This window comes from Nocardioides marmorisolisilvae (genome assembly GCF_003725775.1).
GTDB lineage: Bacteria > Actinomycetota > Actinomycetes > Propionibacteriales > Nocardioidaceae > Marmoricola > Marmoricola marmorisolisilvae.
In genome coordinates, this window is sequence record NZ_RJSG01000002.1 from 1,633,843 (window position 1) to 1,655,663 (window position 21,821).

At 70.6% G+C, this 21,821-nt stretch carries 18 protein-coding genes and 1 pseudogene; 6 read left to right on the forward strand and 13 right to left on the reverse strand.

What is annotated here, in order from left to right; genetic code table 11:
- Positions 1-14: 14 nt before the first annotated feature.
- The 7 genes from EFL95_RS12000 to EFL95_RS12030 form a co-directional block, all read right to left on the reverse strand.
- Positions 15-1,829: an ABC transporter ATP-binding protein gene (locus EFL95_RS12000; protein WP_123234944.1), complete on the reverse strand. Its 1,815-nt coding sequence runs from the start codon at positions 1,827-1,829 to the stop codon at positions 15-17.
- Positions 1,822-3,660 (reverse strand): ABC transporter ATP-binding protein, encoded by a 1,839-nt coding sequence (locus EFL95_RS12005; RefSeq protein WP_342773199.1) that lies wholly within the window; start codon positions 3,658-3,660, stop codon positions 1,822-1,824. Before EFL95_RS12005 ends, EFL95_RS12000 begins: the two co-directional genes overlap by 8 nt.
- Before the next feature lie 46 nt (positions 3,661-3,706).
- Entirely contained in the window at positions 3,707-4,546 is an 840-nt protein-coding gene (locus EFL95_RS12010) for a VldE C-terminal domain-containing protein (RefSeq protein ID WP_123234185.1), read from the reverse strand.
- 169 nt (positions 4,547-4,715) lie between these two features.
- Positions 4,716-5,813, reverse strand: a complete 1,098-nt coding sequence (dusB, locus tag EFL95_RS12015) for a tRNA dihydrouridine synthase DusB (protein ID WP_342773200.1) — start codon at positions 5,811-5,813, stop codon at positions 4,716-4,718.
- 41 nt (positions 5,814-5,854) lie between these two features.
- Complete coding sequence (locus tag EFL95_RS12020; RefSeq protein WP_123234186.1) at positions 5,855-6,496, reverse strand: hypothetical protein; 642 nt, start codon at positions 6,494-6,496, stop codon at positions 5,855-5,857.
- Positions 6,497-6,555: 59 nt separating this feature from the next.
- A complete protein-coding gene (locus EFL95_RS12025; RefSeq protein ID WP_123234187.1) occupies positions 6,556-7,953 on the reverse strand; it encodes a glycine--tRNA ligase in 1,398 nt (465 codons plus the stop codon).
- A 54-nt stretch (positions 7,954-8,007) separates the two neighbouring features.
- On the reverse strand, positions 8,008-8,319 hold the full coding sequence (locus EFL95_RS12030) for an antibiotic biosynthesis monooxygenase family protein (protein WP_123234188.1): 312 nt from the start codon (positions 8,317-8,319) through the stop codon (positions 8,008-8,010).
- 59 nt (positions 8,320-8,378) lie between these two features.
- Between EFL95_RS12030 and EFL95_RS12035 the strand changes: the two genes are divergently transcribed.
- Positions 8,379-9,728 carry an adenylate/guanylate cyclase domain-containing protein gene (locus EFL95_RS12035; RefSeq protein WP_123234189.1) on the forward strand — a complete coding sequence of 450 codons (1,350 nt, stop codon included), beginning with the start codon at positions 8,379-8,381 and terminating at the stop codon, positions 9,726-9,728.
- Here EFL95_RS12035 and EFL95_RS12040 read toward each other — a convergent pair.
- On the reverse strand, positions 9,684-10,919 hold the full coding sequence (locus EFL95_RS12040; protein WP_123234190.1) for a sulfotransferase family protein: 1,236 nt from the start codon (positions 10,917-10,919) through the stop codon (positions 9,684-9,686). The genes EFL95_RS12035 and EFL95_RS12040 overlap by 45 nt on opposite strands.
- A 43-nt stretch (positions 10,920-10,962) precedes the next feature.
- On the opposite strand from EFL95_RS12040, the gene EFL95_RS12045 reads away from it, so the two are divergent.
- The 4 genes and pseudogenes from EFL95_RS12045 to EFL95_RS12060 form a co-directional block, all read left to right on the forward strand.
- The gene (locus EFL95_RS12045) at positions 10,963-11,511 is read left to right on the forward strand and encodes a TetR/AcrR family transcriptional regulator (protein WP_221176374.1); all 549 of its coding nucleotides are present in this window, start codon (positions 10,963-10,965) and stop codon (positions 11,509-11,511) included.
- Complete coding sequence (locus EFL95_RS12050; protein WP_123234192.1) at positions 11,508-12,662, forward strand: DUF1214 domain-containing protein; 1,155 nt, start codon at positions 11,508-11,510, stop codon at positions 12,660-12,662. Before EFL95_RS12045 ends, EFL95_RS12050 begins: the two co-directional genes overlap by 4 nt.
- Positions 12,663-12,700: 38 nt before the next feature.
- Positions 12,701-12,988: a hypothetical protein gene (locus EFL95_RS12055; protein WP_123234193.1), complete on the forward strand. Its 288-nt coding sequence runs from the start codon at positions 12,701-12,703 to the stop codon at positions 12,986-12,988.
- A pseudogene (locus EFL95_RS12060) lies at positions 12,985-13,341 on the forward strand (Fur family transcriptional regulator); the annotation flags it as partial. The gene EFL95_RS12055 and the pseudogene EFL95_RS12060, both read left to right, overlap by 4 nt.
- Positions 13,342-13,401: 60 nt before the next feature.
- Here EFL95_RS12060 and EFL95_RS12065 read toward each other — a convergent pair.
- From EFL95_RS12065 to EFL95_RS12080, 4 genes are read right to left on the reverse strand one after another with little or no spacing between them, the layout of a single operon-like run.
- Positions 13,402-14,214: an isoprenyl transferase gene (locus EFL95_RS12065; RefSeq protein WP_123234194.1), complete on the reverse strand. Its 813-nt coding sequence runs from the start codon at positions 14,212-14,214 to the stop codon at positions 13,402-13,404.
- Entirely contained in the window at positions 14,201-14,929 is a 729-nt protein-coding gene (gene recO / locus EFL95_RS12070) for a DNA repair protein RecO (protein WP_123234195.1), read from the reverse strand. Before recO ends, EFL95_RS12065 begins: the two co-directional genes overlap by 14 nt.
- 24 nt (positions 14,930-14,953) lie before the next feature.
- Positions 14,954-16,606 carry a sensor histidine kinase gene (locus EFL95_RS12075; protein ID WP_123234196.1) on the reverse strand — a complete coding sequence of 551 codons (1,653 nt, stop codon included), beginning with the start codon at positions 16,604-16,606 and terminating at the stop codon, positions 14,954-14,956.
- 3 nt (positions 16,607-16,609) lie between these two features.
- On the reverse strand, positions 16,610-17,461 hold the full coding sequence (locus EFL95_RS12080; protein ID WP_123234197.1) for an alpha/beta fold hydrolase: 852 nt from the start codon (positions 17,459-17,461) through the stop codon (positions 16,610-16,612).
- Positions 17,462-17,509: 48 nt separating this feature from the next.
- On the opposite strand from EFL95_RS12080, the gene EFL95_RS12085 reads away from it, so the two are divergent.
- Entirely contained in the window at positions 17,510-19,906 is a 2,397-nt protein-coding gene (locus tag EFL95_RS12085) for an ATP-binding protein (protein ID WP_183407139.1), read from the forward strand.
- Here EFL95_RS12085 and leuA read toward each other — a convergent pair whose 3' ends face one another.
- The gene (leuA, locus tag EFL95_RS12090; protein ID WP_123234199.1) at positions 19,907-21,646 is read right to left on the reverse strand and encodes a 2-isopropylmalate synthase; all 1,740 of its coding nucleotides are present in this window, start codon (positions 21,644-21,646) and stop codon (positions 19,907-19,909) included. It lies immediately after the preceding gene.
- Positions 21,647-21,821 lie beyond the last annotated feature (175 nt).

Sequence of the window (21,821 nt, forward strand, 5' to 3'; positions counted from 1 at the left end):
GTATCCCAGCCGCGTCACGTCGATTGCTGAGCCACCCACGAGGAGTGCAGCCGCCCGTAGACGCCGCCCTCGGCGACCAGGTCCGGGTGCCGTCCCCGCTGCACCACCACACCCTTGTCGAAGACGATCACCTCGTCGGCGTTCTCGGCGGTCGAGAGCCGGTGCGCGATGGTGACGCTGGTCCGCCCGGACATCAGCAGCTCCAGCGCCCGGGCGATCCGCATCTCCAGCGCCGGGTCCACCGCGCTGGTGGCCTCGTCGAGCACCAGCAGGTCCGGGTCGGCGAGGTGCGCGCGGATCAGGGCGACGAGCTGACGCTCCCCCGCGCTCATCGACTCCCCGCGCTGCCCGACGCGGGTCTGCAGACCGAGCGGCAGGCCGGCGAGCCAGTCGCCGAGACCCAGCTCGACGATCGCCCGCTGCACGTCGTCCGGGGTCGCGTCCAGGTCGCCGTACGCCGCGTTCGCGTACAGGGTCGAGTCGAACAGGAAGCCCTCCTGGGGGACGAGCACGACGCGGCGGCGCAGCGAGGCGAAGTCGACCTCGCGGAGGTCGTGGCCGGCCAGGAGCACGGTTCCGGACGTCGGGTCCATCAGCCGGGTGAGGATCTTGGCGAAGGTGGTCTTGCCCGATCCGGTCTCCCCCACGACGGCCACGCGCGTGCCGGCGAGGATCTCCTCGTCGACGTCGCGGAGCACCGGCGGTCCACCGGGGTAGGCGAAGTCGACGTGCGAGAAGGTGACCGACAACGGCACGTGAGGCAGCTGCACGCCAGCCGGTCCGGGGTCGTCGAGGTCGGCCGGGGTCTCCAGGATGCCGATCACGCGACGCCACCCGGCGATCGCGTTCTGGGCGTCGGTGAGGACCTGGGTGCCCATCTGCACCGGGCTGACGAACAGCGTCACCAGGAACGCGAACGCCAGCACCTCGCCCGAGGTCACCCCGCTGGCCCAGAGATGGCCCTGTCCCAGCCAGATGCCGAAGATCAGTACGCCGGCGTTGGCCAGGCCGGCCGAGACGCCCCCGAGCGAGAAGGAGAACGCGGTGAGGCCCTGCGCCCGGGTGCTCGCCGCCTGGTACTCGGAGATCGACTCGTTGATCCGGGCCTGGGTGCGGCCCTCGATCGCGTGGGTCCGGACGACCACCGCGCCCACGACGGGCTCGGAGACCGCGGCGAGCATCTGCCCGACCATCCGCCGCACCACGGCGTAGGAGTCGGAGAGGCGGCGCTGGAAGTACTGCAACGAGAGGAACAGGGGCGCGAAGCAGACCCACACGACGATGGTCAGCTGCCAGCTGTAGAACAGCATGATCACGGTCGCGACCAGGACCTGGCCGATGCTGACGATGCCGATCACCCCGCCGAAGACGAGGAACTGGCTCACCTGGTCGACGTCGCTGGTGACGCGGGAGACGAGCGCCCCGCGGCGCTCCGTGTTCTGGGTGAGCAGCGGCAGGTCGTGGACGTGCCGGAAGGCCTTGATCCGCAGCGTCGCCAGGCCCTTCTCGGCCGTGGTGAACAGCCGCGCCGTCATCAGGTACGACGAGAAGCCGGTGACCACCATGGCGATGGTGGCGACCACCGCCATCATCCCGACGAAGCCCATGTCGATGCCGTGCGGGCCGTTGACGCCCTTGTCGAGGGTCTGCTGGACGGCGATCGGAACGACCACGCGGCCGGCGGTGCCGAGCAGCGCCAGCGCGACCGTTCCGCCGAAGCCCTCCTTGAGCTCGGGCGAGATGGCCGCGCCGAGCCGGATCGTCTCCCAGGCCGAGATCTCCTCACCGGAGTCCAGCGCGGTGCCCGCGGTGGCCACGCGATCACTCATGGCGCTGCCCACCTACGGCTCCTTCCGGAGCGGCCTCGTAGGCGTTGACCAGGCGGGCGTAGTCCGGGTTGCGCTCGAGCAGCGCGTCGTGAGGTCCCCGGTCGGCGATCCGGCCGTCCGCGAGGAACAGCACCTCGTCGGCCAGCCCGATCGTCGCCTTGCGGTAGGCGATCAGGACCATCGTCGAGGCGGCGACCGCGTCCCCGGACCGGTCGGCGCGGATCGCCGCCAGGATGCGGGCCTCGACCTCGGGGTCGACCGCCGAGGTGGCGTCGTCCAGGATCAGCAACCGGGGGCGGCGTACCAGCGCCCGGGCCAGCGACAAGCGCTGCCGCTGGCCACCGGACAGCGTGGTGCCACGCTCCCCCAGACGGGAGTCCAGGCCGTGCGGCAGCGCGGCCACGAACCCGTCCGCCTGCGCGGTCCGCAACGCCTCCCAGACCTCCTCGTCGGGCACGTCCTCACCGAGGGCGACGTTGCCGCGGACGGTGTCGTCGAACAGGAACGCCGTCTGCGGCACCAGCGCCACCTGACCAGCCAGCTCGCCCGGGGCGAGGTCGCGCAGGTCGGTGCCATCCACGAGCACGCGCCCGGCGTCCGGGTCGACGAGTCGGGTCAGCAGCGTGGTCAGGGTGCTCTTGCCCGACGCGGTCTCACCGACGACCGCGACGGTGCGACCGGGTTCGACGACGAAGGACAGCTCGTGCAGCAGCTCCTGGCCCGGCACGTAGGCGAAGTCGAGGTCGTCGACCTCCAGACGGGCGCCGAGGGCGGTGTGCCCGAGCGCCGCGGTGCCGTAGGTGACCTCGACGGGCTCGTCCAGGACCCGGTGCACCCGGCGGAAGCCGACCACAGAGCGCGGGAACTCCCCGAGCAGCCAGCCGATCGAGCGGATCGGGAAGGCCACGATGGTGAGCAGGTAGGCGATCGTGACGACGTCGCCGGCATCCGCGTGGCCGTGCCGGATCTGGTAGACGCCGACACCCAGCACACCGAGCACGCCGAGGCTGGGGATCGCCTCGAGCAACGGGTCGAAGGCGGCCCGGATCCGCCCGACCCGGATGCCGAGGTCGCGCAGCTGGTTGGCCTTCGCGGCGAACCGCTCGGTCTCCTCGGCCTCCCGCCCCAGGGTCTTGACGACCATGGCGCCGTCGAACGACTCGTGCGCGACCTCCGAGAGCTCCGCGCGCAGCGCCTGGATCCGGGTGAACAGCGGTGAGGAGAAGTACTGGTAGGTGAGCGTCGCCAGGGTGACCAGCGGGAAGACCATCAGACCGACCGCCGCGATCTTCAGGTCGACGAGCAGCATCTGCACGATCGCGATCACCATCATCGCGATGGTGCCGACCGCCATCGGCAGCGGCGCGATCGGCGCCCACGCCGCCTCGACGTCGGCGTTCGCGTTGGAGAGCAGCTGGCCGGTGGGGTGCTGCTGGTGCCAGGACATCGGCAGCGCCAGGTACTGGGCGGTGACCTCGCGCCGGTACGCCGCCTGCATCCGGTACTGCATCACGCCGGCTCCGAGGCGCCGCGCGACGATGCCGACCGCGCGCAGGATCGCGACGCCGACGAACAGGCCGAGCACCGTGAGCAGCAGGCCGCCCCGGATGTGGCCGTCCTCGAAGGCGGGCAGCACGACGTGGTCGGTGGACCAGCCGAGCACCCAGGCGTCGGCGACGGTCAGCGCACCGAAGAGGATGCTGCCGAGCGTGGAGACCGTGAAGATCCACGGCTCGCGCCGGATCGCCACCCCGAGAACGCGGAAGCCGTCCATCAGGGTGGTCCGCGACGGATCACCAGCGGCGATGTCGGTCACGGCAGGAGAGCTCACAGTGGGCCAACCCTAGGTGGGTCGGGCCTGTTCCCGCCCGCCGTTTTCAGTTGACGGAGACGTGGACGTGGTTCATGTGGTCGGCGTTGGCCGAACCGCGGCTCGGCATCAGCCGCCAGCCCTCTCCGGCGCGCTCCGGGGTGAAGATGTGCCGCCGCCAGATCACGTCGAACAGGTTCAGCTCGGCGGCGTGCGCCCGCAGGAACTCAGCGATCTGGGTCCCGAGCGTGACGTCGGTGGTCATGATGTCGATCGCCTTGCCGCTGCTGTGCTCCCCGTGCGGGGAGTACCCGCCGTAGGAGGTGATCTGCGGGAAGGCGTTGCAGACGGCACGGAAGACGGTGATGGCCTGCGGGGTCAGCCCGTTCTCGGTGCTGCTGTGCGCCGGGCAGGGCTTGCCGACGACCTTCATCGCGGCCACGACCACCGGCTTCTTGGTGGCCAGGAACTTCGAGGTCACCCAGAACGCCTGGCGCCCGACGAGAACCTGCGAGAAGCCGTTGCGGTGCAGACCCGTCACCGACAGGCGCTTGAGCGCGGAGACCTCGGAGTGCACCGCGGCGTACCGGCTGGGTGCGGTGCGCAGGTCGACCTTGGTCGTCGTCCAACGTCGGCCGCGGGCCTGGGGCAGGGTGGCCGCGGAGACCACGGCTCCGATGGAGGAGGTCCGGTCCGAGTCGCGCGAGACGCCGTTCGTGCGCGGGCCGAGTGCCGCGGAGACGTCAGCGGCGGAGTAGCGCGAGGACAGGTCGACCGTACTGATCGCGCCGTCGGAGATCGCGACGCCCACACCGACGACCGCGCAGGTCACCAGGGGTGCCGAGATCACGGCGAGGCGGCGGGTCTTGGAGCCGCGTGGCTTGAGGCTGTGGTTGCCTCGGGTCACGTGCTTTCCTCACGTCGACGACAGGTCTGCCCGGATGCTGCTGGGGAGGGACGGGCCGCTCCATGAGAACACGTTCCGATACCGGAAGACCAATCTGACTCCCGGCATACCAGGGCATACCGGTCAGTGGTCTGGTCGTGCTGAGCGGGCAGGCATGGCCCGTCTCACATCAGCCGCCGGAGACTTCGTCGATGTCCTCAGCCAGGTGCAGACCCGTGCCGTCGGCGTCGTCGAGCCAGCCCTCGGGGAGCACCACCCGCTTGCGCGGGGAGCCCTGGCGCCCGCGCGGCGCGCCCAGGATCGAGGTCGGGAACGGCTCGTCGGGATCGAGCTGCTCGAGCAGCCGGTCGAGCTCGGCCAGCGTGCTGACCAGCGCCAGCGCGTGCCGCAGCTCTCCCCCGGCGCTGAAGCCCTTGAGGTACCAGGACACGTGCTTGCGGAACTCCTTGCACCCGCGCTCCTCACCCATGTGCTGGGCCAGCAGCTCGGCGTGCCGGTACATCATCGTGCGCACCTCGCCCAGCGACGGGAGCACCGCGACGGTCTCGCCCGCGAAGGCTGCGGCGAGGTCCCGGAACAGCCACGGCCGGCCGAGGCAGCCACGGCCGACGACCACACCTGCGGCACCGGTCTCGGCGACCATGCGGACCGCGTCCGAGGCCTCCCAGATGTCACCGTTGCCGAGCACCGGGATGTCGACGTGCTGGACGAGCTCGGCGATCGGAGCCCAGTCCGCGGTGCCGGAGTAGCCCTGGATCGCGGTCCGCCCGTGCAGGGCGATCGCAGCCGCGCCCGACTCCTCGGCGATCCGGCCGGCGTCCAGGTAGGTCTGGTGGTCCTCGTCGATCCCGATCCGGGTCTTCATCGTCACCGGTACGCCGTACCGGGCGCCGGCGGAGACCGCGGCGGTGAGGATCTCGCCGAGCAGGTTGCGCTTCCAGGGCAGCGCCGCGCCGCCACCCTTGCGGGTGACCTTCGGGACCGGGCAGCCGAAGTTCAGGTCGACGTGGGCCACGCCGTACTCGGCGCAGAGGATCTCGGTGGCCTTGCCGACGTAGGCCGGGTCGGTGCCGTAGAGCTGGACCGAGCGCACGTCCTCGAGCTCGTCGAAGACCAGCATCGACTTGGTGGTGGCGTCACCCTCGACCAGGCCACGGCTGGTGATCATCTCGCAGACGTAGAGGCCGGCGCCCTGCTCGCGGCAGAGCCGTCGGTACGCCGCGTTGGTGATGCCGGCCATCGGCGCCAGCACCACCGGGGTCTCCACCCGGACCGGTCCGAGTGCCAGGGGCGGGGCAGCAGCGGAGGTCAGGACGCCTTCTTCTTGGTCGCCGGGACCTTCACGACGCCCTTCCACAGGATCGGCGCGTTCGCCTGGACGGCGCGGAAGCTCACCCCGGTCATGGTGCCGTGGTCGGGCGCGAGGAAGACCAGGCAGGTCGACAGCGTCGCGTTCGGGCCGAAGGTGGTCGGCAGCGGCACCGAGGGGCACTTCTTGAAGGTGTTGGTGAAGCTCGACGCGGAGATCAGCGTGTTCCGATTGTCCACCAGGAACAGCGGGATCGGGGTGCGTCCGACGTCACCGGTGCCGACGTTCTTGACCGAGACCCGGACGTAGTACGGCGTCGAGGCCTTGGTGCGCTCCTCCAGCGAGTAGCCGGACAGGTCGGCGATGGTGCCCTGCACGGCCGAGAGGACGGTCAGGTCGAGCACCGACTTGCGCTGGTCGTTCGGCGCGTAGGCGACGGTCGCGGAGTCCCCGAACTTGAGCTCGGTGCCGTACGCCGTCAGCGTGACCCCGTCCGGCACCGGGACCTGGGTCTGGGTGTTCGCGGGGGTCTCGGTCGCCTTCGACTGCGGCGTCGCATCTCCCCCGCAGCCCGCGAGGACCAGGGCACCGACGAGCAGCGCCGTGGTGGCCAGAACAGGACGAAGTGCGCGCGAGATCACCCGGACATTCTGCACGGCAGGAGCGGCCGAGGTGGCCCGAACCGCCGCGCCCGGGCGCATCAGCAGCCGACCAGGCGCTCGCCGAGCCAGGTGCGCAGGCCCTCCAGGGAGACCCGCTCCTGGCTCATCGAGTCACGCTCGCGGACGGTGGCCGCACCGTCCTCGAGGCTGTCGAAGTCGACGGTCACGCAGAACGGCGTACCGATCTCGTCCTGGCGGCGGTAGCGGCGGCCGATCGCGCCGGAGTCGTCGAACTCGACGTTCCAGTACTGGCGCAGCTCTTCTGCCAGCGCCTTCGAGCGCGGCGAGAGGTCCTCGTTGCGGCTCAGCGGCAGCACCGCGACCTTGACCGGGGCCAGGCGCGGGTCGAGCCGGAGCACGGTGCGCTTGTCGACGCCGCCCTTGGTGTTCGGCGCCTCGTCCTCGGTGTAGGCGTCGACCAGGAACGTCATCAGGCTGCGCGAGAGACCGGCGGCCGGCTCGATGACGTAGGGGAAGTAGCGCTCGTCGGCGGCCTGGTCGTAGTAGCGCAGGTCGGTCCCGGAGTGCTCGCTGTGCGTCTTCAGGTCGAAGTCCGTGCGGTTCGCGATGCCCTCGAGCTCGCCCCACTCCGAACCGGCGAAGTTGAACCGGTACTCGATGTCGACGGTGCGCTTCGAGTAGTGGCTGAGCTTCTCCTTCGGGTGCTCGTAGTGCCGCAGGTTGTCTGCCTCGATCCCCAGCTCGACGTACCAGCGGGTGCGCTCGTCGATCCAGTACTGGTGCCACTCCTCGTCCTCGCCGGGCTTGACGAAGAACTCCATCTCCATCTGCTCGAACTCACGGGTGCGGAAGATGAAGTTGCCCGGGGTGATCTCGTTGCGGAAGCTCTTGCCGATCTGGCCGATGCCGAACGGCGGCTTCTTGCGGCTGGAGGTCACCACGTTGGCGAAGTTCAGGAAGATGCCCTGGGCGGTCTCCGGGCGCAGGTAGTGCAGGCCGGACTCGTCCTCGATGACGCCGAGGAAGGTCTTGAGCAGGCCGGAGAACTGGCGCGGCTCGGTCCAGGCGCCGCGGGTGCCGCAGTTGGGGCACGCCAGCGTGGCCAGGTCGACCGAGTCCGGGTCGTCGAGGCCCTTCTTCTCGGCGTACTCCTCCTGGAGGTGGTCCGCCCGGAAACGCTTGTGGCAGGACTGGCACTCGGTCAGCGGGTCGGTGAAGGTCGCGACGTGGCCGGACGCCTCCCAGGTCTGCCGCGGCAGGATCACGCTGGAGTCCAGTCCGACGACGTCCTCGCGCGACTGCACCATCGAGCGCCACCACTGGCGCTTGATGTTCTCCTTCAGCTCCACGCCGAGCGGACCGTAGTCCCAGGCGGAGCGGGTGCCGCCGTAGATCTCCCCGCACGGGAAGACGAAACCGCGCCGCTTGGCGAGGGAGACGACGTTGTCAACGGTGGAAGCGGGCGCCTTGGCCACGGTTCTGCTCTCCTAGGAGTCTGCCGACTGGCTGCCGGCGGGCGAGGTGCAACCCTACCGAGCGTCGGTGTCCCGGGGCACGGCGGTATTCAGCTCGCTCTCGCCGACCAGCTCGTAGCCGCTCGGTTCGTCGATCGCGCGGCTCAGCACCGGCACCGCGGTCAGCTTCACCTCGTAGGACGAGAGCGCCCGCCGGTAGCTGCCCACGTCCTGCCAGCGGGTCACCAGCACCCACAGGCCGGGGTCGTCGACGTTGCGGCCGAGCGTCCCGTCGAGGTACCCCGGGCGGTCCGCGAGCGCTGCGTGCGCCGTCTCGAGGTCGGCACGCAGGGCGTCATCGCCACGGAACCTGTTCACGACGAGCATGCGCGCAGCGTACGTTGAGGCCAGGTACCACTCTCTCGGGGCGCACCCAGGGGGCTGCCATGGACGACCGCTTGTTCCACGAGTTCCTCGCCAACACGGTCATCGGCGGGATGTCGATCGCGCTCGCCGCCATCCTGCTGGCGCGCCACCAGACCCGCGGCGACCTCGCGATGGCGGCGTCATGGCTGTTCGCCGGGACCCTCGCCGCGACCACTCCTCTCGTGGCCGGCCAGGCAGACCCGGCGGCCATCACGGTCGGGGACCGCCTGTACGTGCTGCCCTTGATGGGCCTGTACGTCTCGACGCCGATCTACATCCGGCACCTGGTCACGACGGCTGCCGCCACCGACCGCGCCCGGCAGATCGTGATCCGGTCCGCGGCCGCCGGCTGCGCGCTCGGGCTGGCCACGTACGTCCTCGCCCTGGTCGAGCCCGCCCGGTTCCTCAACCACTTCGTCTACGCCCTGGACGCCTCGGATGCGTGGACGGACTCCGAGTTCTGGCTCTTCGGCGCACCGCTCACCGCCAGCTGCGCCTTCCTCCTCGTCGCCTGGACGACGCTGGCACGCCAGGACCTGGACCCCGGGGAGCGGAGCCGGGCGCGGGTCTACAGCGTCGCCGTCGCCCCGCTCCTGCTGAGCCTGGTGCTCCCGCGCGAGGCCTCGATCGTCGCGTACGCGACGGCGTTCGTCCTGTTCCTGCTCGGCGTCGTGACCTACGGCGTCGCCGAGGGCGAGCGGGCTGCCTTCCTCTCCCGGTTCCTCTCCCCCCAGGTCACCGAGATGGTGCGTCTGCGCGGACTCAACGCGGTGATGCAGGCCCAGGAGCTGACCCTCTCGGTCATCTTCATCGACTTCCGCGGGTTCACGGCGTACACCGAGGCGATCCCGAGCCAGGCCGTGATCGAGCTGCTCCGCGACTACCACGAGGCGATCGCCGGCTGCGTCGGCCGGCACGACGGGATGATCAACAATTACGCGGGTGACGGGATCATGATCCTGGTGGGCGCACCGATCGCGCGCGACGACCACGAACGGGCCGCAGTGGCGCTGGCCGAGGACGCGCAACGGGCCGCGGCGCGGGTCACCGGACGCTGGGCCACCGACCTGCACCCGCTCGGTGTCGGCATCGGGATCGCCTCCGGTCGGGTGACCGTCGGAGCGATCGGCGAGATCGCCCAGATGGAGTACGCCGCCGTCGGCACCGCGGTGAACCTCGCCGCGCGGCTGTGCGCGCAGGCCGAGGCCGGCGCGATCCTGCTCGACGAGCGGGTCGCCGTCGCTCTGGGCGAGGGCAGGACACTTCCGCGCGGCGAGATCGCCCTGAAGGGCCTCAGCGCTCCGGTCCCGGTCTACCAGGTGAGGTCAGACTCCGAACCGCGCGCGGTAGCCGGAGAACCGCTGGCGTAGGTCGTCCTCGTCCAGGCCGAGGTCCTCGGCGCGGTAGTCGATCCGGCCGTGCCGGTCGCGCTGGTGCCCGTCCAGGTAGGCCTGCATCGCCGCCTCGGCCTCGGCGGTGACGGGCTCGCCGGAGAGCTCGACCACCGATCGCGCGGTCGCCAGGTCGTCGGCCATGAAGTCGGCGAACCGGATGTCGACGGACCTCTCGGGGTCGAGGACGTCGCGGTCGCGGACCAGGCTGCCGAGCATCAGCTCGATGCGGTCGGCCCAGTAGGCGCCGATCCGTTCCACCGGGACCGGGGTGCGGTGCATCCGTGCGGTGTAGGCGACCATCGTGGCCATCGAGACCGTGACGGCGACCGGGTCGCGGTGCGTGATGACGACCGTGGCATCCGGGAAGACGGCGTTCAGCACCGGCAGCTGCTCGAGGTGCTGCGGGGACTTGAGCAACCAGCGGGGACCGCCGCCGCGCAGGTGCTGCAGCGCCTTGAGCTGGAGCCGCAGGTGGGCGTAGTGCGGGGTCTGGTCGCTCGCGAGGTAGTGGTCGCGCCAGGCAGGCACCTCGGCGATGGTCTCGAAGAACATCGTCGAGAAGTCGTTGGCGAGGAGCTGGATCTCCTCGTGCACGTGGTCGGTCGTCATCTCGTGCATCCGCTTGAAGTACGGCATCGCCTCGTCGGCGAACCAGGTCGCCTGACCGGTGCGCTCGCGCCGCGGCTCGATGTCCGCCCCCTCCTCGGGCGCCGGGAACGGCTCGACGCTCTCCCAGTACGGCAGCGACCGGTACGTCGGAGCGGCGGAGAGCAGATTGTGCAGGTGCGTCGTCCCGGTCCGCGGCAGGCCGGCGATCACCAGCGGAGGAACGAGCTCGCTGGCGGCGATCTCCGGGTTGCGGGCGAGCAGGTCGACCAGGCGCAGCCGGTTCTTGAGCATCTGCAGCACCTGGCTGTGCAGGTTGAGCAGTCCACCCGGGGTCAGGTCGTCCACCTCGCGCAGCGCGGCCAGGAGTACCTCGAGCCGCGCGCTGTAGTCGCGCGCGCCGAAGTCGCTCAGGCCGGTCTGCTCGGACGCCAGCGCGTGCAGCTGGTCGGCGTCCAGGCGCAGACCGTCGGCCATGGTGCCCATCACGTCGAAGATCGCGTTCACGTCGTCGGAGAACTGCGGGACGGCCAGGTCGGTCAACCTCACGACATCGGGCATCTTCCGGTCTCCTCACCATTCCGTTACAGTCGGCATCGGAATGGTGACACAGACGGAAGCCTCTGAACAGACCTCCGGTCGACCGCGGGATGCGCGCATCGACGAGGCGGTCCTGTCGGCGACCCGCGAGCTCCTCCTCGAGGTCGGCTGGACCGGGCTGTCGCTGACCGCGGTCGCCGAGCGGGCCGGCACGACGCGGCCGGCCCTCGCCCGGCGCTGGCCCTCGCTCGCCCACCTGGTGCACGAGGCGGCCTTCCCCGCCGACCTGACCCTCCCGCGGGCACCGTCGGACACGGCTCCGGACGTGCGCGACCTGGTCGCCGGATCGCTGGCGGCGTTCGCCCACCCGGTTGCCCGCGCCGCCGCCCCCGGACTGGTCGCCGCCATCACCGCCGACCCGACCCTGCACCGCGCCCTGCTGCTGCGGTTCTCCGACGCGCTCGGCGGGATCGAGCAGCCGCTGCTCGACCTGGTGGCCGGCGCCGCGTTCTTCGCCCTGCTGCTCCACCCCGACGACCTGGACGATCGTTGGGTCGACCGGATCACCGCCCTGCTCTCGCACGAGGGCATCACGGAAGGCACGCGCACATGACCGACACCTGGGAGTCCACCGCCGCCTGGAACGAGCTGCTCTCCGGGCTCGGTGAGCTGCAGGCCGCCTTCCTCGAGGGCGACCGCGCCGTCACCACCGAGACCGGGGTGGTCAACGGCTACCGGATGCTGGCCACCATCCTCGGCGTCGGCCTGGACATCTACCTCTACCCCGAGACGAGCCGACCGGTCTGGGTCGACACCGTGACCCCGTTCCGGCGCGACCGGCGCTGGGGAGGCGACAACACCGACGCGGCGTACGCGTTCTGCGTCTTCGATCCCGAGCGCACCTACCGGGTCTGGGGCAAGCGCAACGACAGCGCCTACTTCTCGGTGACCGTCTACAACGAGCCGGCGCCCGGCGCCTGGTCGGACAAGGTGATCGGCGTCGTGAACGATTCCGACCTCACCTTCGACGCCGACGGCGGCTTCTCGTTCTACCTCGGCGCGAACAAGCCCGACGGGTATGACGGCCCGTGGATCCAGTTCACCCCGGACACCGCGGCCGCACTCACCCGCGACTACCAGGCGGACCCGCTGACCGGCGTCCCGGTCGAGTGGCAGATCGAGTGCCTCGACGAGCCGGAGCCGGTCACCCGGTCGGACGCCGCCACCGCCCAGGCGCTGCGCTCGACGCTGGCCTGGATGCGCACGATGTTCATGATCGTGCCGATGACCATCAAGGAGCGCACCGACTCCGACCGTCTGGGCCTCGGTCACGAGACCCCCGACGGGGTGAATATGGTCGCCGAGCCGTACCGGGTCCCCGACTTCAACTTCGGCTGGTCGGCGACCGACGCGACGTACTGCTTCGGCTCCTACGACCTGGAGCCGGACGAGGCGCTGGTGCTGACCTACACCCCGCCGAACAGCTTCCGGTTCTGGAACTTCATGCCGTGGACCGAGTACATGGCCGGCCACAACGCCGCGGACGGCAAGACCTCGTTGAACAACCACACCGCGGTCAAGAACTCCGACGGCAGCATCACGATCGTGGTCGCGCGGACCCAGCTGGCGCACCCGAACGCGGTCACCACCCTGGACAACCAGCGCGGCATGCTCGCGTTCCGCTGGTTCCTCGCCGACGAGGTGCCGGGCAAGCCCACGGTGGACCTGGTGAAGGCGGCCGACGCGCCGGTCGCGCTGACGTGACTTGACAATGATTCTCATTTCAATTGAGAATCATTGTCATGTTCATTCCTCTCGAAGAAGCCCACGGCGGCGGATTCCTGCACGAGTACTGGTCGATCCTCACCGACCCCGCGCACGTCTCCGTGGAACTGACCCTCACGCTCCTGTTCGACGGACTGCTGCTGGGCGTGCTGTGGCCCCTGATCCGGGCGTACTTCAACCACGTCCTGGAACGGCAGCACGCCGCGCTGGACGAGGAGCACGGCATCGTCCACCACGGTGACCACGTGCACCACGTGACCGAACCCGAGGTCCCCGCCAGCGCGGCAGAGTGCGAGGACACGTGAGCGTCGGGTTCGGCGAGAGCCTCCGGCCGACCCGGCAGCGCAAGGCCGTCGCCGCCGTGCTGGAGGAGTGCAGCGAGTTCCGCACCGCCCAGCAGGTGCACGAGTCGCTGCGCGCCGCCGGCGACAACGTCGGGCTCTCGACCGTCTACCGCGCCCTCCAGGCGATGGCGGACGCCGGCGAGATCGACGTGCTCCGCTCGGACGCCGGGGAGGCGGCCTACCGCAAGTGCAGCGACAGCCACCACCACCTGGTCTGCCGCAGCTGCGGGCGCACCGTCGAGGTGGAGGGACCGACCGTCGAGAAGTGGACCCGCGCGGTCGCCGGCGAGCACGGCTTCACCGACGTGAGCCACACCCTGGAGATCTTCGGGACCTGCTCGGAATGCAGCCGACGGCATGGTTCAGCCAGTTCGCTAAGAACCCTCGACGGGTGCGTCGATGGCAGCACCGAACTTGCGGTCGCGGCGGGCGTAGAGCTCGACCGCCTTCCAGAACTCGATCCGGTCGACGTCGGGCCAGAGCACGTCGGTGAAGACGAACTCCGAGTACGCCGCCTGCCAGAGCATGAAGTTGCTCAGCCGCTCCTCCCCCGAGGTGCGCCAGACCATGTCGGCGTCCGCGCACTCGGGGACGTAGAGGTAGCGGGCGAAGGTGCGCTCGTCGACCTTCTCGGCGTTCAGCTTCCCGGCCGCGACGTCGCGGGCGATCGCCCGGGCGGCGTCGGCCAGCTCGGCGCGACCGCCGTAGTTCACGCACATCGTCAGGGTGAGCACATCGTTGTCGGCGGTCAGCTCCTCGGCGACGCGGAGCTCCTTGATGACAGAGCGCCACAGCTTCGGCTCGCGCCCGGCCCAGCGGACCCGGACCCCGAGCTCGTGCAGCTCCTCGCGCCGGCGGCGGACCACGTCGCGGTTGAAGCCCATCAGGAAGCGGACCTCCTCCGGCGAGCGCGACCAGTTCTCGGTCGAGAACGCGTACGCCGAGATCGCCTTCACCCCGATCTCGATGGCGCCCTTGACCACCTCGACCAGCGACTGCTCACCGCGCTCGTGTCCCGCCGTCCGCGGGAGCCCGCGCTGGTTGGCCCACCGGCCGTTGCCGTCCATGATCACGGCGACGTGCTCGGGCACCAGGTCCGCGGGGATGGCCGGTGGACGGGCACCGCTCGGGTGCGGCTCCGGGGCCCGGACGACCCGCGCCGACGTGGCGCGACTACGACGACGCATAGGGCAACGATCGCAGACCGCGCTCGAGGTGCCAGGCCAGGTACGCCGCCACCAGGCCTCGGGCCTCGCGACGCTCCCGGTCACCCGCGGCGTCGACGGTGCCCCAGTCCCCGGCGAGCAGCGCCCCGAGCAGCACCAGCGTCGCCGCCGCCGGTTGCGCCGAGCCCGGCATCCGGCAGTCGGCACAGAGCACGCCACCGGACTCCGGGTGGAAGGCCCGGTGCGGTCCGGGCGCACCGCAGCGCGCGCAGTCCGAGAACGACGGCGCATAGCCGGCCACCGCGAGCGAGCGCAGCAGGAAGCTGTCCATCACGTCGCCGGCGCGGTGCTCCCCCGCGGCCATCGCGCGCAGCCCACCGATCAGCAGCAGGTACTGCTGGACCGACGGCTCCCGCTCCTCCGCGACGAGCCGCTCGGCCGTCTCGAGCATCACCGAGGCCGCGGTGTAGCGGTCGTAGTCGGCGCTGATCGCCTCGCCGAACGGTGCCCGGGTGACCGCCTGGGTGATCACGTCGAGGTTGCGACCCTCGGCCAGCTGGAGGTCGACGTGGGTGAACGGTTCCAGCCGCGACCCGAACCGCGACGTGGTCCGGCGTACGCCCTTGGCCACCGCGCGGACGATGCCGTGGTCGCGGGTGAGCAGCGTGATGATCCGGTCCGCCTCAGCGAGCTTGCGCGTGCGGAGCACGACCGCTTCGTCGCTGTACAGGGGCATGCAGCCATTCTCCCCGCAGGCCGGTTACGCAGGGCGCGCGACGCGCGGCCCGGCCAGCGGCAGCCGGATCTCGAGGGTGGTGCCCTCGCCCACGGTGCTGGACAGGTCGATGCTCCCGCCGTGTGCCTCGATGATGGTCTTGGAGATCGCGAGCCCGAGGCCGGTACCCGGGATCGCGTCGACCTGGACGCCCGGCGAGCGGAAGAACTTGGTGAACACGTCGTCCAGCTCGTCCTGCGGGATACCGCGACCGGTGTCGCTGATCCGCACGACCGCGTCGCGGCCCTGGCGCTTGACGTAGCCGGTGATCGCACCGCCGGTCGGGGTGAACTTGATGGCGTTGTTGAAGATGTTGTCGACGACCTGGGCCAGGCGCTCGCTGTCGCCCTGGACCTCGAGCACCGCCCGGCCGATCTCGACGTCGAACTCAAGTCCGGCCGCTCGCGCCGACTTCTCCGCCTCGATCGCCGAGGCCCGGACCACCGCGGCCAACGAGATCCGGCCCAGGTGCACCTCGGCCCGGCCCAGCTTCAGAGCGTCGGAGAGCAGGTCGTCGACGAGGCGGTGCAGACGGCGGGCGTTGCGCTGCACGGTCTGGAGGAACGGGCGTGCTTCGGGCGGGATCGCCGGGACGTCCTCGAGCAGCACGTCGACGTACCCGACGATCGAGGTCAGCGGGGTGCGCAGCTCGTGGCTGACTGTGGCCACGAACTCGTCCTTCAGCCGTGCGGCGGTCATCAGCTCGGTGATGTCGTGGTACGCCAGCACGGCTCCGTCGAAGGTGCCTTCGGGCGTGAAGAACGGGGAGACCGAGACCGCGAACGCCTTGCGGTCGGCCAGGTCGGCGCCGACCCAGATCAGGTAGTCGCGGAGGGTCTCACCGTGCATCGCCCGCCAGGTGGGCAGCTCCTCGGAAGCCAGCTCGGTGAAGCCGTCCGGTCCGAAGGTGCGCCCGACCCGGTCCAGCGAGCCGTCCGCGCCGACGCCGTCCAGGAAGCGCTGGTAGCGCGGGTTCACCGAGTGCACCCGGCCCTCGCCGTCCAGGGCGAGCAGACCGACGTCGACCGAGTTCAGGATCGCCTCGTTGAACCGGCGCTGGTCCGCGCTGTCACCGACCGCCCGCTCGAGCATCCGCTGGGCGTCCGCCGCCTCGGCGACCTTGTTCTGCCACATCTCCGCGGTCACGGTGACCACCAGCGCGCAGATCGCGGCGAGCACGATCTGCTGGGAGGTGCGGGCGATCGTGTCGGTGCTCTCGTCGCGCACGACCATCGGCAGCACGAACCCGGCAACCACGGCAGCGGTCCCCGCGGCGACCCCGCGGCGGCCGAACTGGAGCCCGATCCAGATCGCCGGGAGGGCCAGGATCACTGCGGCCGTGCTGTCAGGCTCGGTGCGCAGCGCCCCGAGCGCGACGATGTCGAGGGTCGGCACCAGCAGGCTCCAGCGCTCGGGCGCCAGTCCACGGCCGATGAAGATCCCGACGACGGTCACCACCGCGATCAGTGCGAGACCGCCCAGGTACGTCCGGCTCAGCGAAGCGTCACCGTGCCAGTGCACGAACGCGACGTCGAGCGCCACCGGGAGCGCGAACAGGTACTGCGCGACCCGGGGGTCGGCATGCTCGCGCCCCAGCAGCTGCTGGATGCCACGGATGAAGGCCGAACGGGATCGCATCGGCTACGACGACGCTCCGAGCAGGCGCCCCGTCCTCGACTCGAAGCACTCCTGGACGAACGCGAACGCGGCCGCGTCCAACCTCTCCGGCCGGGTCCGCCACTCCAGGGCGCTGCGCGCGGCCACGTACTGCGACGCGGTCAGCTCCTCGGCCACCATCTGCGCGTCGGCCACCGGGTGCAGCGGGTCACCCGGGTGCCCGACCACCAGCGCCGGTACGTCGACCGCTGCTCGCTCGGAGGCGGGCGGCGCCGTCCGGCCGAAGGCCAGGCCGTGCAAGGTGGCGCGCATCGCGGCCGGACGCTGGTGCAGGGTGTCGAGCGCGATGCCGACCCAGAAGGGGACGACGCCGCGCGGGACCAGCCGGGTGAGCAGCCGGACCCCGGTGACCGAGGCCGGCAGGAACCGGGAGGCGAACAGCAGCGGGGTCGAGGTGAGCAGACCCGCCTCGACGGCGTTCTCCAGCACAGGCGCCTCGAGCAGCAGTCCCTGCACCCGCTCGGGCGCCGCGACCGCGACCTCGAGCGCGACGTTCGCGCCCAGCGAGGTGCCGCCGATCACCGCTCGCTCCGCGCCGAGGTGGTCCAGCAGGGCGACGACCTGCTCGGCGAAGGCGGTGCTGGAGTAGAGCAGCGGGTCCGCGGGGCGGTCCGAGCGTCCGTGCCCGAGCAGGTCGATGGTGACGACGTGAGCCCCGGTCGCGGCGAGCTTGCGCGCCAGCGGCTCGTGCATCCGTCGCGGCATCAGCTGGCCCGGGACCAGCACGACCCAGCTCGAGCCCCCGCCGTACTCGGTGAACTCGATCCGGAAGTCGTCGACGAAGAGCTGGCCGATGCGTTCGGAGACGAGCGTCATGCGTCCAGACTGCCACGGCGGGACCTGTCCTTACGGCAGAATCAGCGTGTGGAGCGCCTTGGCCGATCCCTTGCAGCACCGGCGCAGAGGCCGGCACCGCTCGCAGCCCTCGCACTGGCCGCGACGCTGGCCGCAGGTCTGCTGGGGATCGCCATCACGCACCACGCCCAGGTGACGGCGGCCTGGTGGCCCGCTGCCGGTGTCGGCGTGGTCGCGATGCTGCTGGTCCCGGCCCGGATCTGGACCCCGATGCTGCTGGGCCTGACCGCGATGTACCTGCTGGCGAACCTGATCGGCGGTCGTCCCCTGGACTCGGCGGCGCTGCTCGCGCTCTCCGACGGCGTGGAGACCTTCATCGTGGCCAACGCCATCCGCTGGCGGATGGGCCGGCAGATGCGGACGGTCTCCGACCTCGGCTGGTTGCTGGTGATCTCCGCCGTCGGCGCGGGGGTGGCGGCGCTGGGCATCGCGATCACCGCGGCGACGACGCTGGACGGACCCTTCTGGCACACCCTCGGCGCGACCACGAGCTCGCACTGGGCCTCGGTGATCATGTTCGCGCCGCTCGGCCTGCTGCCGCCGCGGCGCGGTCGGCTGCCGATCGGACAGCTCGTGGTCCAGGGGGCGCTGCTGCTCGGATCGGTCCTGGTCGCGTTCGGACCGGACCAGCGGCTGACCGTCGGGTTCGCGCCGCTGCCGTTCCTCATCTGGGCCGGGGTCTCGTTCGGCCCCCGGGTGGTGGCCTTCGAGCAGCTCGCCGTGGCGGCCCTGGTCACCTCGGCCACGCTCGCCGACTGGGGACCGTTCGCGGATCCTGACGAGAAGGGCAGCCAGCTGGCCCAGCTCTACCTGATCTGCCTGGCGCTGACCGGACTCCCGCTCGCGCTCGCCGTGCGGCAGCAGAAGCTCGCCACCACGGCTGCGCGCCTGGAGAAGCAGCGCACCGAGGCCGTGGTGGAATCCTCCACGACCCCGATCGTGGTGACCGACGAGGAGGGCACGATCCTGTCGATCAACCCGGCCACCACGCTGCTCACCGGCTTCACCGCGGAGGACCTGGTCGGAGTTCCCTTCTGGGCCAAGCTGCTCCCCCGGCAGAACTGGGAGTACGTGCAGAGCCGCTACACCGGGCAGGACGCGCTCGCCGAGCACGGCGAGGGCGTGCTGCTGACCGCCTCCGGCGGCGAGCGCCTGGTCACCTACAGCACCGGCGTGATCCGCAACCCGGTGCGCGGCGCGTACAACCTGGTCGTCACCATCAACGACGTCACCGGCGAGCGCGCCAGCACCCACCTGCTCCAGCACCTGCTGCGCTCGGCCACCACCGTGGCGATCGTGACCACCGACCGGACCGGCGCGATCACGCTGGTCAACGCCGGCGCGGAGTCCATGCTCAGGATCCCCGTCGGCACCGGGACCGAGCACCGGTTCCTGGAGTTCCTCGACCCGGCCGAGGTCGCCGCCCGGATGGAGGAGTACGGCGAGACCGACGGGTTCGCCGCGGTCGTCGCCGAGGTCGCGGCCGAGGGCGTCTCGCACACCAGCGACTGGACCTGGGTGGTGCCGGACGGGTTCACCGTGCAGGTCTCGGTCACGACCAGCCTCGTCGCCGACTCGGCAGGGCGACCGATCGGCTACCTGTTCGTCGCCCGCGACGTCACCGAGACGCGGCGCAACCAGGAGCTGCTCCAGCGCGCGCTCGACCGCGAGGAGAGCGTCGTGGACAACCTGCGGGCGCTCGACACCGCGAAGGACGACTTCGTCTCCACCGTCAGCCACGAGCTGCGCACGCCGCTGGCCAGCATCATCGGCAGCACCGAGCTGCTCGAGGACGGCCTGGCCGGCGAGCTCAACCCGCAGCAGCGCCAGCTGCTGGAGGTCATCGACCGCAACTCCGAGCGGCTGCTCGCCCTGGCCAACGACCTGCTCCTGCTGGCCGCGCACGAGAACACGGGTGGGAACGGCGAGGCCGTGCCGGTCGACCTGCGCGACGTGGTGATGGCCAGCTACGCCTCGGTCGCGCCGATGCTCGCCCGGCGGGACCTGGCCGTGCACACCGACCTGCCGACCGACCCGGTCACGGTCCTCGGCGACGCCGGCTACCTCGAGCGGGCGATCACCAACCTGCTCACCAACGCCATCAAGTTCACCCCCGACGGCGGCAGGATCAGCACCCACGTCGGCCTCGTCGAGTACGGACCGCAGGCCGGAACCAGCTGCTTCCTCTCGATCACCGACACCGGGATCGGGATCCCGGCTGACGAGCTGGAGAACGTGTTCGTCCGGTTCTTCCGCTCGAGCAACGTCCGCGCCGACGCCATCCAGGGCACCGGGCTCGGCCTGGCGATCGTGCGCTCGATCGTGGAGTCCCACCGGGGCCGGATCGACGTGCAGTCCGACCCCGGTCAGGGAACCACGTTCACCGTGACGCTGCCGCTGGCCTGATCAGGCGCGGTTGACCGCCGAGATCACGGCCTTGAGCGAGGCGGTGACGATGTTGGCGTCCAGGCCGACACCCCAGAGGATCTCGCCCCGGACCGCACACTCCACGTACGCCGCCGCGATGGCGTCGCCGCCCGAGGACAGTGCGTGCTCGTTGTAGTCGAGCACCCGGACGTCGAAGTCCTCGGGCAGGCCGTTGATCGCGTCCACGAACGCCGCGATCGGGCCGTTGCCGGTGCCGTGCAGCTCCTGGATCTCGCCGTTCACGTAGACGTTGACGGTCAGCTGGTCCTTCTCGCCCGCAGCCGAGGAGGTGTGCACCGAGTTCAATCGCAGCGGCGTCTCCCGGTGGAGGTAGGCGTCACCGAACGCGGCCCAGATGTCCTCGCCGGTCATCTCCTTGCCCGAGTCGTCGGTGGCCTGCTGCACCACCCGGCTGAACTCGATCTGGAGCCGACGCGGCAGGTCCAGCTTGTGCTCGGACTTCAGGATGTAGGCCACCCCGCCCTTGCCGGACTGGCTGTTGACCCGGATGACCGCCTCATAGGTGCGACCGACGTCCTTCGGGTCGATCGGGAGGTACGGGGCCTCCCACGGGATCTCGCCGACCGGTACGCCCTGCTCGGCGGCGATCCGGTCCAGGTCCTCCAGACCCTTCTTGATCGCGTCCTGGTGCGAGCCCGAGAACGCCGTGTAGACCAGGTCGCCGGCGTACGGGTGACGCGGGTGCACCGGCAGGTTCGTGCAGTACTCGACCGTCCGGCGCACCTCGTCAATGTCGGAGAGGTCGATCTGCGGGTCGATGCCCTGGCTGAAGAGGTTCATCGCCAGGGTCACCAGGTCGACGTTGCCGGTGCGCTCGCCGTGACCGAACAGGCAGCCCTCGACGCGGTCGGCGCCCGCCATCAGCGCGAGCTCGGTGGCCGCCACCGCGGTGCCCCGGTCGTTGTGCGGGTGCAGGCTGATCGCCGAGTGCTCGCGACGGGTCAGGTTGCGGCCGAAGTACTCGATCTGGTCGGCGTAGGTGTTCGGCGTGGACATCTCGACGGTGGCGGGCAGGTTCAGGATGATCTCCCGGCCCGCTTCCGGCTGCCACACGTCCGAGACCCGCTCGCAGACCTCGAGCGCGAAGTCGGTCGGCGTCTGGGTGAAGATCTCCGGGCTGTACTGGTAGCCGAAGTGGGTCCCGTCCAGCAGCTGCTCGGCGTACTTCATCACCCACTCGGTGCCGCGGGTCGCGATCGCGATGCACTCGGCCTCGCTGACCCCGAACACGACGCGCTGGAACAGCGGCGCGGTGGCGTTGTACAGGTGCACCGTTGCGTTGGGCGCGCCCACCAGCGACGAGACGGTGCGCTCGATCAGGTCCTCACGGGCCTGGGTCAGCACCGAGACCCGTACGTCGTCAGGGATCAAGTCGCGTTCGACGAGCTGGCGGACGAAGTCGAAGTCGGTCTGGCTGGCCGCCGGGAACCCGATCTCGATCTCCTTGTAGCCCATCCGGACGAGCAGCTCGAACATCCGCATCTTGCGGTCGGGCGTCATCGGGTCGATCAGCGCCTGGTTGCCGTCGCGCAGGTCGGTGGAGAGCCACCGCGGGGCGTGGGTGATCTTCGTGTCGGGCCAGGTCCGGTCGGGCACGGTGACGGGCTCGAAGGCGCGGTAGCGCCCGTACGGCATGCCGCTGTCGTGCTGGGTGTTGTGCGTCCGGCTCAGCTGGATGCCGGGGATCTGCTTGGTCATGGATTCGTCTCTCGCTGGTGGTGGGAGCCGGCGCGCATGAACACTCCGCAGCGAGGGGGTCCGACTGGTTCAGACCTCGCTGCGGCAGCGAAGGAGGAGCTGGCGCATCAACATGACGGTGTCAGCATAGCGGCATCGGTCGGTTCGTGCCTCGGGAGTCGCGCTCTAGGGTGGA